At 64.0% G+C, this 10,162-nt stretch carries 11 protein-coding genes and 1 tRNA gene; 7 read left to right on the top strand and 5 right to left on the bottom strand.

Annotation, left to right across the window (positions count from 1 at the left end; translation table 11 throughout):
* Positions 1-254, bottom strand: a 254-nt coding sequence (locus B4393_RS21530; protein WP_078335805.1) for a helix-turn-helix domain-containing protein, incomplete at its 3' end; no start/stop codon positions are given.
* A gap of 108 nt (positions 255-362) precedes the next feature.
* On the opposite strand from B4393_RS21530, the gene B4393_RS21525 reads away from it, so the two are divergent.
* On the top strand, positions 363-1,160 hold the full coding sequence (locus B4393_RS21525) for a DNA adenine methylase (RefSeq protein ID WP_078335804.1): 798 nt from the start codon (positions 363-365) through the stop codon (positions 1,158-1,160).
* On the opposite strand, the gene B4393_RS21520 is transcribed toward B4393_RS21525, so the two are convergent.
* The 3 genes from B4393_RS21520 to B4393_RS21510 all read right to left on the bottom strand — a co-directional run bounded on the left by B4393_RS21520 (position 1,147) and on the right by B4393_RS21510 (position 2,574).
* Entirely contained in the window at positions 1,147-1,962 is an 816-nt protein-coding gene (locus B4393_RS21520) for a hypothetical protein (protein WP_078335803.1), read from the bottom strand. The genes B4393_RS21525 and B4393_RS21520 overlap by 14 nt on opposite strands.
* 101 nt (positions 1,963-2,063) lie before the next feature.
* Positions 2,064-2,150, bottom strand: a tRNA-Ser gene (locus B4393_RS21515).
* Positions 2,151-2,181: 31 nt separating this feature from the next.
* Positions 2,182-2,574, bottom strand: coding sequence for a MarR family winged helix-turn-helix transcriptional regulator (locus B4393_RS21510; RefSeq protein WP_078335819.1), 393 nt, complete (start codon positions 2,572-2,574; stop codon positions 2,182-2,184).
* A 213-nt stretch (positions 2,575-2,787) separates the two neighbouring features.
* Here B4393_RS21510 and B4393_RS21505 point away from each other — a divergent pair, with 213 nt between their 5' ends.
* Positions 2,788-3,774, top strand: coding sequence for an NAD(P)H-quinone oxidoreductase (locus B4393_RS21505; protein WP_078335802.1), 987 nt, complete (start codon positions 2,788-2,790; stop codon positions 3,772-3,774).
* 21 nt (positions 3,775-3,795) lie between these two features.
* Here B4393_RS21505 and B4393_RS21500 read toward each other — a convergent pair whose 3' ends face one another.
* Positions 3,796-4,992 (bottom strand): cysteine desulfurase-like protein, encoded by a 1,197-nt coding sequence (locus B4393_RS21500; protein WP_078335801.1) that lies wholly within the window; start codon positions 4,990-4,992, stop codon positions 3,796-3,798.
* Between the two features lie 109 nt (positions 4,993-5,101).
* On the opposite strand from B4393_RS21500, the gene B4393_RS21495 reads away from it, so the two are divergent.
* Genes B4393_RS21495 through wzm form a run of 5 tightly spaced genes read left to right on the top strand, consistent with a single transcriptional unit; the run spans position 5,102 to position 10,160 of the window.
* On the top strand, positions 5,102-7,090 hold the full coding sequence (locus B4393_RS21495; RefSeq protein ID WP_078335800.1) for a DUF6541 family protein: 1,989 nt from the start codon (positions 5,102-5,104) through the stop codon (positions 7,088-7,090).
* A complete protein-coding gene (locus B4393_RS21490; RefSeq protein WP_070937506.1) occupies positions 7,087-7,602 on the top strand; it encodes a bacterial proteasome activator family protein in 516 nt (171 codons plus the stop codon). The genes B4393_RS21495 and B4393_RS21490 overlap by 4 nt, the downstream gene beginning before the upstream one ends.
* An 11-nt stretch (positions 7,603-7,613) precedes the next feature.
* Complete coding sequence (wzt, locus tag B4393_RS21485; RefSeq protein WP_078335799.1) at positions 7,614-8,405, top strand: galactan export ABC transporter ATP-binding subunit Wzt/RfbE; 792 nt, start codon at positions 7,614-7,616, stop codon at positions 8,403-8,405.
* On the top strand, positions 8,398-9,330 hold the full coding sequence (gene glfT1 / locus B4393_RS21480; protein ID WP_078335798.1) for a galactofuranosyltransferase GlfT1: 933 nt from the start codon (positions 8,398-8,400) through the stop codon (positions 9,328-9,330). Before wzt ends, glfT1 begins: the two co-directional genes overlap by 8 nt.
* Positions 9,327-10,160 carry a galactan export ABC transporter permease subunit Wzm/RfbD gene (wzm, locus tag B4393_RS21475; protein ID WP_070937509.1) on the top strand — a complete coding sequence of 278 codons (834 nt, stop codon included), beginning with the start codon at positions 9,327-9,329 and terminating at the stop codon, positions 10,158-10,160. The genes glfT1 and wzm overlap by 4 nt, the downstream gene beginning before the upstream one ends.
* Positions 10,161-10,162: the final 2 nt, after the last annotated feature.

Here is a 10,162-nt window from a genome sequence, read left to right as displayed (position 1 = left end):
CAGACTTCACGCAACTGCGGTATCGCATCAACAGGCAATTCCAGTGCGCCCCATAGTCGGAGCACCGTGAAGATTCCAGGGTTGCGGGTGCGGCCTTCTTCAATCTTGCGGATGGTGCCGAGCGATAGGTCGGTCGAGCGAACCAGGTCGTCCAGGGTGATGTTGCGACTCCGCCGCGCGAAGGCGACGTACTCTGCGAGGCTCTCATCAGGACGCGGCGCGCGACACGGGGGAAGCTTCTCCTTGGCGGTCACTCGACCTCCCAGCGTGTCCCATCCGTAGCGCCACTATTGTAGCGTCCTGCTTGTAGCGTCCAATTAGTAACGCTACGATAGTGGCAATCACCTAGAACGGAGCGCAAGATGACCGAGGTAGTTGCGGCCCCGTCGAAGCCGCCTGCGGCACTCCGTTACCCAGGTGCCAAGTGGTCGCTCGGTCACCTCATCGCTGAGAACTTCGGCCCGCACTATCACTACGTCGAGCCCTACTTCGGCAGTGGCGCAATCTTCTTCTCCAAGCCCCCGTCTCCCCATGAGGTGCTCAACGACCTCAACGGGCAGGTCGTCAACCTGTGGAAGATGCTGCGTGACCGAACCGAGGACTTGTGCTGGGCGCTGGAAACCACGCCCTGGAGCCGCGACGAGTACGACATCTCCGACGAGCTGACGGGCGATGACCTCGAAGACGCGCGGCGGTTCGTCGTGCGGGTCTGGCAAGCGCACGCCAGCGACCTCGCCAAGAAGACAGGCTGGAAGAATCGCGGTGTCCACCAGCGTGCGGGCGGCATGTCGCACCGTTGGCAGAAGGTGCCCGACCAGCTCCGAACGCTCGCCTGGAGACTGTCGGACGCGGAAATCGAGAACCGCGATGCACTCTCAGTTGTCAAGCGTTTCAACGGACCTGACGTGCTCATTTATGCTGACCCTCCTTACCTCCATGAGACTCGGACGCAGCGGATGTACGGCGAAGAAGTGGACATCGCACACCACGTCGAACTCCTCGAAGCTCTACAGGCTCACAAAGGCCCTGCCGTCGTGAGCGGGTACTCCAACGACCTTTACGACAAGACCCTCAAGAAGTGGCGACGCGTCGCCATGAAGGCCCCCAAGGTCGAGAAGGGCGCAGCCCGCGCCGAGGTCATCTGGATCAAGCCAGCTTGAAGTCTTCCGGCCACAGGTCGGGGAAGTATTCCTTCGCCCGTTCCGTGGGGCGAACCATCGGAGGCTTCTCCAGTGTGAATCGCGGCGTGACCCACTCAGCCCAGTCCAACGGCGGCCACCACTTCAACTGACCACCGCTGTTCGGGTACCACTGCCAGAGCTTGTGCTTGCGGCTACCAATCTGCACGAACCCGTCAATGCGAGTCTTGGTCGATTCCCACGTGATGTCGCCAATAGGGTTGAACCCGTACAGGTCTAGCGGATAGCAGGACAGTTGGAACTCCGTCCAATTGGAGCTGCGCGAAAGAATCACGTACTTGCTGCCGTCCAGGTCGATGTCGTGCTCGACGGCGGCCAGGCGGTGCCATTTCGTCACCAGCTCGATGATGGCTGGCCCCGCCAATTGCGGCTCCGTCACCCAGTTAATCTGGCGCTCCAGCAGGTACTCCCTGAACTTCGCGGCGGAGTTGCTCAGCTCCACGAACGCAGCCTTCATGTAGGCGGAAGGGAACGCGGCCATCTTGCACGAGACACCGTAGTTCTTCCCGTTCGGCGCAAACCGCGTCACATCGAAGACGCCCTTGTTCTCGGCGGCGACTCCGCCGATGATGCTCGCCAGCCCGCGCTCGAAGTCACGAAACCCAGGCATCGACCCCTGAACGGTCTGGTTCTGCCCCGACCCATCGCGGTAGGTGCTCAAGACCAGCCGCAACGCCTCCAATTCGGTGTCGCTCAGCGCCCTATCTCGGATGGGCAACAACTGCGCTGCACCCACCGCCCCGCCACCACTCACAACGCCCACCGCCGCCTCCGTACGGGAAACCCCACGACGCTGTGACATTCTGTGACACTCAGACTGCCTCGGTGGGGTAACAGAGGGTGCGATAAACACCCTCTGAACTGCGGTGGCGGAGGGATTTGAACCCCCGGACGGTGTTAGCCGTCTCTCGCTTTCAAGGCGAGTGCATTAGGCCGCTCTGCCACGCCACCGTCGGCAAGCCTAGCGGCTCTGTCCAACGGATCACTCCCCGCCGCGTCCCTCGGAGTCATGAAGGGCCTCTTCGGCCCCCTCCCCCACCCGCCGGAAGCTTTCGGCGATGGCCGCCTGCTGCGGCCGGGTCAGACGCAACAGATAGTGCTCACGCACACACTCGGAGTACGTGCGCATCGCCGCCTCACCCAGCGTGCGCCCCTGCTCGGTAAGCGCCGCCAGCACCGCCCGGCGGTCCTGCGGCATCGACCCCCGCTTCACCAGGCCCTGCTCCTCCAGACGCCGCACCTGGTGCGTGATCCGGCTACGCGAGGCCAGCAGGCTGTTAGCAATGTCCCCCATCCGGCAACTACCGTTGGCAGATCGCAACAACTGCTGCAGCACATGAAAATCGGTGAGCGAAATACCGTGCGATGCAACCATCTTGCGATTCAGCAGAAAATTCAGCCGATTCGTCGCCACCCAAAAGTTTTGCCATGAACGAAATTCCGCGAGATCAAGTCCCGGAACTTCGCTCTCCGAACGCGTACTCATACGCCATCCCCCTTCCCGCCGACCACACTGTGGCCTAGACCGCGCCTCCGCCCGCTGCGTCTAACAACCCAGCGGCCGATTGCTCGGCATAGTCTGGATGCCATGCACGCTATCACCGTTGACAATCCGGGTGGGCCAGAAGCACTGTGCTGGACGGAGGTTCCCGACCCAATCCCCGGCCCCGACGAGATCTTGATCGAGGTGACGGCCGCCGCAGCTAATCGTGCCGATCTGCTGCAACGTCAGGGTCTGTACAACCCGCCACCCGGAGCAAGCTCCATTTTGGGCCTGGAGTGTTCCGGCATTATTGCCGCACTCGGCGCCAACGTTACGCAATGGTCTGTGGGACAACCTGTTTGCGCCCTACTTTCCGGCGGTGGTTACGCGGAAAAAGTGGTTGCGCCCGCTAGCCAGTTGCTGCCGATTCCCCGAAACGTCCAGATCGACGCCGCCGCCGCGCTTCCCGAGGTCGCGTGCACGGTGTGGTCCAACATGATGATGAAGACGAAAATGACTGCGGGGCAATCTATTCTGATCCATGGCGGCGCCAGCGGCATCGGCACCCACGCCATTCAGGTAGCCAAGGCGCTCGGCCTACGGGTGGCGGTCACCGCCGGAACACCGGACAAACTTGACGCCTGCCGCGATCTTGGCGCAGATCTCACCATCAACTACCGCGATACAGACTTTGTTCAGGCTGTTCACAGGTTTACCGGCGGCGAGGGTGTCGATCGGATTCTGGACATCATGGGAGCGAAGTATCTGGGCCGGAACATCGATGCCCTTGGCAACGATGGACACCTCGTCATCATCGGTATGCAGGGTGGCGTGGCCGCCGAACTGAACATCGCCAAGCTGATCGCCAAGCGCGGCTCCTTGACTGCCACCACGCTGCGCGGCCGCCCCCTCGACGGGCCCTCCGGCAAAGCCGCGATCGTCGAATCCGTCGCGCAGAACCTGTGGCCACTCGTCGAGGAGGGCAAGGTCAGGCCCGTCGTCGGCGCCGAGGTCCCGATGAGCCGGGCCGCCGACGCGCATCGTCTGCTGGAGAACGGCGAGGTGGTGGGAAAGGTGCTACTGACGCGCTGAGCCCAGCGCGCGCCGGACGGATCAGCCCAGCGAGGCGACCGCGCGCACCAGCTGATCGACCTCGGCGGCCGTCGAGTAGTGCCCCAACCCCACCGTGATCGCGCCGCCGATCTCGTTCACCCCGATCGCGTCGAGCACCCGCGAGCTGGTGTTGGCGATCGCACATACCCCGTTGTCGGCCAGGCGCTGCACCACACGGTCTGCCGGAATCCCGATCACGGTGAAGCTGAGCGCCGGAATCCGGTCCTCGGGGGCTCCGATGACCATGACACGCGGCAGCGTCCGCAGCGCGCTCACCAGATACCGGAACAACCAGTCCAGATACGCACCCGCAGAGTTCAGGGACGTCAACAACCGCTCCCGCCGGGTACCGGACGCGGACTCGTCCAAACCGGCCAGGTACTCCACGCTGGCCACCAGGCCCGCCAGCATCGCGAACTGATGTCCGCCGAGTTCCAGCCGCGCCGGACCAGTGGCCAAGGGATCGAGCGAAATCGAACTGATCGAATCCAGCAGCGCCGGGTCACGGAACACCAAAGCGCCCACCGGCGGTCCACCCCACGCCGTCGCGTTGAAGGCGACAACATCGGCGTCCAGATCATCGACGTCGAAGGCGCGATAGGGCACCAGGCTGGAACAGTCCATCACCACCAGACCACCGACCGCATGCGCAAGCTTGGTGGCCTGCTGCAGATCCGGCACCGTGCCCAACGTCGACGAGGCCGCCGTCACCGCTACCAGGCGAGTCGGCTTGGTGATCAAAGATTCCCACTGCCAGGACGGTAGATCGCCGGACTCGATGTCCACCTCGGCCCATTTGACCTTGGCTCCGTACCGATTGGCCGAACGCAGCCACGGCTGCACATTGGCCTCTTCGTCGAGCCTGGACACCACCAGCTCGTAGCCGAGCCCCGCCTTGGACGACGATCCCTCGGCCAGAGAGTTGAGCAGGATCGCACGGTCGCTGCCCAGCACCACCCCGCGCGGGTCGGCGCCCACCAGGTCGGCGGCGGCGTGTCGGGCGGCCTCCAGAACCGCGGCGCTGCGCCGCGCGCTGGGGTGGGGACCCCGCGTGTCGGAAAAGGATCCTCGGAAAGCTGTGGATACAGTCGTAGCAACCGCATCCGGGATCAACATCCCGGCTTGGGTATCGAAATGTACCCACCCGTCGCCGAGGGTCGGGTGCAAACCACGCACCCGGGCGACGTCATATGCCATGCCAGACACCTTAGATGCTCACCACAGGTCACGGCGCTGAACCCGTCGTTGCACCATGCTCCGACGGACGACGGTCAACGGCGCCATCTCGTGTAGTCATACTAGAACAATGTCGTTTGCTTTCGGGGTGGCTGCGGCACTGCTGTTGCTGTTCATCCCAGGCTGGCTGATGGGCCGAGCCTTTGGGCTACCAACACATTCGGCCGTTGTCACCGCACCTACATTGACGTACGGGCTAGTTGGACTCTGCATCGTCGTCTTCGGCTCAATTGGCATACCGTGGAACTCACTCTCCGCGGGGTTTGCGCTCCTCGGCGCGATCGTCATCGCACGGCTGCTGTGGCGCCGGCTGCGGCCAAAAGAACACGCCGAACAATCCCCGCCACAAAATCGCGCGGCGCTCATCGCCGTCGCGTTCGGCATCGCGATCGGGACGGCGCTCATCTTCTACGCGTTCCTGCGCGGGCTGACCAACTGGCAATCGATCCCGAGCACCTGGGACTCGATGTGGCACGGCAACACCATCCGCTACATCCTGGAAACCGGGCAAGCATCGTCGACCCGCATGGGTGACCTTCGCAACGTGGAGACACACGCCACCCTGTACTACCCGTCGGCCCTCCACGGGCTGGCCGCGGTGCTCTGCCAACTGACCGGGGCCGCCCCCACCACGAGCTACACGCTCTACTCCGTGGCCGGGTCCCTGCTCTTCCCGTTGGGCGCCGCGGCGCTGACATGGCAGATGCTGCGCGGCCGCACCACCCGCACCTTCCAGGCGGGGTCCGCTGCCACCGCGGCCGCGCTGTCGGCGTCGTTCAGTGCGCTGCCCTACGTCGAGTTCTACGTCTCGGCGATCCCCAACCTGATGTCCTTCGCACTGGTGGGTCCGGCAGTGATCGCGATCACCAGCGTCGTCGCCGATCGCAGTCGCGTACCGGTGGCCATCCTGGCGTTCGTGGGAATCGCCTCCGTGCATACCTCCGGCGCCATCGTGGCCGTTGTCTTCGTGGCCGCGTGGTGGGCGCTCGCACCGCTATCCCGGTATCGGGGCAAGGAGCCAAAAGCCAAACGCCGCTTCGGAAACGGATTCGTGCCCCTGGCCATCGCCGGCGGGGGTTCGTTGGTGTTGCTCTATCCACAGCTGAGCACGCTGATACAGCTGTCCGAGATCATCGCCGGCCACCAGTTCACCACGCCATGGGGTAAGAAACGTGCCCTGCTGGACGCCCTCACGCAGCACACCCGTCACCTTGCCGACTACCCGGTGCAGTCCGCGCTGCTGTGGCTCGCGCTTCTCGGCGCGGTCGTGCTGGTGGTGAAACGGGTGTACTGGCCGGTCGCCGTCTGGCTGCTGCTGGTTGTCGCGATTGTCCACTCGTCCAAACCCTTTGGCGGTTTCGTCGGCCATGTGGTGGCACTCTTCTCCGACGCCTTCTACAGCGACCCGCGCCGCCTGTCCGCCATCGTCTGTCTGCTGTTGGCCCCGGCCGCCGGCATCGGTCTGTTCACTCTGGCCGCCGTGGCGCTGGCTGCGTTGCGACGGGCACGCAAGGCACACACCGATGCGCGCTGGGCCCTGGTGGCCACGGCCATCGCCCTGGCCGTCGTCTGCAGCTTCTCCGCCCGGCACTACTTCCTGCCGCACAAGTACCTCGTCGGCGCCAAATACGACCAGGTGATGGTCGGCCCCAAGAAGCTGGATGCCTTCGCCTACCTGGCGACGCTGCCCGGCGCCAAGGACGGCATCATCGGCGACGGAAACGTCGACGGCTCGGGCTGGATGTACGCGGTCGCGGGGCTGCACCCGCTATGGACGCATTACGACTTCCCGCAGCAGCAGGGGCCGGGCTACCACCGGTACATCTTCTGGGCCTATGCCGATGACGCCGATACCGACAGGCGTGTGACGGAAGCTGTGCATGCGCTGAACATTCGCTATGTCATGACCAGCACGCCCGTGGTCCAGGGATTCAAAGTTCCCGACGGACTAAGGTCGTTGGACATATCCCGATCATGGAGAAAGCTGTACGACAACGGCGCCGCCCAGATCTACGAATGGGTTGGCGACGGGAAATCAGATGCGGAAGGTGACAAATGACCCATCCCGGTCATGACGAGGACGACGACCAGGTGATCATTCTGGGCGCACAGGATCGCGACGCGGACAGCGCTGCCGATGATGACCTGTCGGTCACCGATCTCGTCGAACAGCCCGCCAAGGTGATGCGTATCGGCACCATGATCAAGCAGCTGCTCGAGGAAGTGCGCGCGGCCCCGCTCGATGACGCCAGCCGCTCCCGGCTGCGCGAGATCCACGCCACCTCCATCCGCGAGTTGGAAGAGGGGCTGGCCCCCGAGCTCCGCGAGGAGCTGGAACGCCTGGCATTGCCGTTCAACGAGGACACCATCCCGTCGGATGCCGAGCTGCGCATCGCACAGGCGCAGCTGGTGGGCTGGCTGGAAGGACTGTTCCACGGCATCCAGACCGCGCTCTTCGCTCAGCAGATGGCGGCGCGCGCGCAGCTTCAGCAGATGCGCACGGGGGCGCTGCCTCCGGGCCTTTCGGTACCTGCGCAGGGCGGCGGCAGCGGCACCGGCCAGTACCTGTAGGCCGCGACACCATGGTCAGTATCCAGACCCACGAAGCGTGGGTGGAGTTCCCGATATTCGATGCCAAGTCGCGCTCGCTGAAGAAGGCGTTCCTCGGCAAGGCCGGCGGCACCATCGGGCGCAACGCCTCCAATGTCGTGGTCATCGAGGCGCTGCGCGACATCACCCTGTCCCTCAAGGAGGGCGATCGGGTGGGGCTCGTCGGCCATAACGGAGCCGGTAAATCGACTCTGCTGCGGCTTCTTTCGGGAATCTACGAACCCACGCGCGGCAGCTCGTACATCCAGGGCCGGGTCGCGCCCGTCTTCGACCTCGGGGTGGGCATGGACCCGGAGATCTCCGGGTACGAGAACATCATCATCCGCGGCATGTTCCTGGGGCAGACCCGCAAACAAATGCAGGCCAAGGTCGACGAGATCGCCGACTTCACCGAGCTGGGCGAGTACCTGTCCATGCCGCTGCGCACATACTCCACGGGTATGCGCGTGCGCCTGGCCATGGGCGTGGTCACCAGTATCGATCCGGAGATCCTGCTGCTCGACGAGGGTATCGGCGCTGTCGACGCGGAGTTCATGAAGAAGGCGCGAATCCGGCTGCAGCAGTTGGTGGAACGCTCCGGCATGCTCGTCTTCGCCAGCCACTCCAACGAATTCCTGGCCCGTCTGTGCAACACGGCGATGTGGATAGACCACGGCACCGTCAAGATGAGTGGCGGCATCGAGGAGGTGGTCCGCGCCTACGAAGGTGACGAGGCCGCCGATCACGTGGCCCAGATCCTCGCCGAAGACAACCGGCATGCCTGACAAGGTCGTCGCCGTCGTCGTCACCTACCGGCGTGCGGCGGAGTTGGCGCAGTCGCTGCAGATCGTGGCGGCACAGACCATCGCCCCGGACCATCTTGTCGTGGTGGACAACGACAACGACCCCGCCGTCAAGGCACTGGTCGACGGTCAACCCATCGCCAGCACATATCTGGGGTCGACTCGAAACCTCGGGGGTGCAGGAGGATTCGCACTCGGCATGCTGCACGCGCTCACCCTCGGCGCCGACTGGGTGTGGCTTGCCGACGACGACGGCCGCCCGGGTGGCGCCGAGGTTTTGGAGACGCTGCTGGCCTGCGCCCGTAAGCATCGCCTCGCGGAGGTATCGCCCATGGTGTGCGATATCGACGATCCGGGCCGGTTGGCCTTTCCGCTGCGGCGCGGACTGGTGTGGCGCCGCCGGGTCGAAGAACTACGCACCGAGGCGGGCCAGGATCTACTGCCGGGCATCGCCTCGCTCTTCAACGGCGCACTTTTTCGCGCTGCAACCCTTGAGGCTGTGGGCGTTCCCGATCTGCGCTTGTTCGTGCGAGGTGACGAGGTGGACGTACACCGCAGGCTCGTGCGCTCGGGCCTGCCGTTCGGCACCTGCCTGGACGCGACGTACCTGCATCCCAACGGCGCCGCCGAATTCAAACCGATTCTGGGTGGGCGTATGCACACGCAGTATCCCGACGATGCCACCAAGCGGTACTTCACCTACCGCAACCGCGGCTATCTGATGTCCCAGCCCGGCATGCGCAAGCTACTGCCGCAGGAATGGGTGCGTTTCGGTTGGTATTTCCTGATCACCCGGCGCGACCTGTCGGGGCTGCGTGAGTGGATTGCGTTGCGGCGCTTGGGCCGGCGCGAGCAGTTCGGCCGGCCGGGTAACCCGACTCCTTCGGTACAGGAGACTGAGAAATGACGAACGAACTGCTGGAACTGTCCTCGGACTCCCGGACCTTCAAGCGCGCGTGGCGTGACCTGTCCGAAGGTTTCGAACATCGGCAACTGTGGCTGCAACTGGGCTGGCAGGACATCAAGCAGCGCTACCGGCGTTCGGTGCTGGGACCGTTCTGGATCACCATCGCCACCGGGTCGACGGCCCTGGCGATGGGCATTCTGTACTCGCAGCTGTTCAAGCTTCCCCTGGCCGAACATCTGCCTTACGTGACAATCGGTTTGATCGTCTGGAACCTCTTCAACGCCGCGATTCTGGAAGGTTCGGACGTCTTCGTCGCGAACGAGGGCTTGATCAAACAGTTGCCGACGCCGCTGAGCGTGCACGTCTACCGACTGGTGTGGCGACAGCTGCTCCTGTTCGCGCACAACATCATCATCTTCGTGATCGTCGTCGCGGTGTATACGCCGCACTGGAATTACACCGATCTCAGTTTCATCCCCGCGCTGGTGCTGATCGCGTTGAATTGCGTGTGGGTTTCGCTGGTTTTCGGCGTCCTCGCCACCCGCTATCGGGATATCTCGCCACTGCTGGGCAGCCTGGTGCAGCTGCTGTTCTTCATGACGCCCATCATCTGGAACGAGAACATGCTCAACCAGCGAGTAGGCAAGTTGGCCACCGTGGTGCAGCTCAACCCCTTTGTGCACTTCCTGGCCATCATCCGCGATCCGCTACTGGGGCTCGATCAGCAGCTGCACCACTGGATCATCGCGATCGTGATCACGGTGGTCGGTTGGACCGTGGCGATCCTGGTGATGCGCCAGTATCGGGCCAGGGTTCCCTACTGGGTCTAGTC

The organism is Mycobacteroides franklinii, assembly GCF_002013895.1.
Lineage (GTDB): Bacteria > Actinomycetota > Actinomycetes > Mycobacteriales > Mycobacteriaceae > Mycobacterium > Mycobacterium franklinii.
Note: the sequence above shows the minus strand (reverse complement) of the source record. Positions and strands in the feature narration are given on the sequence as shown.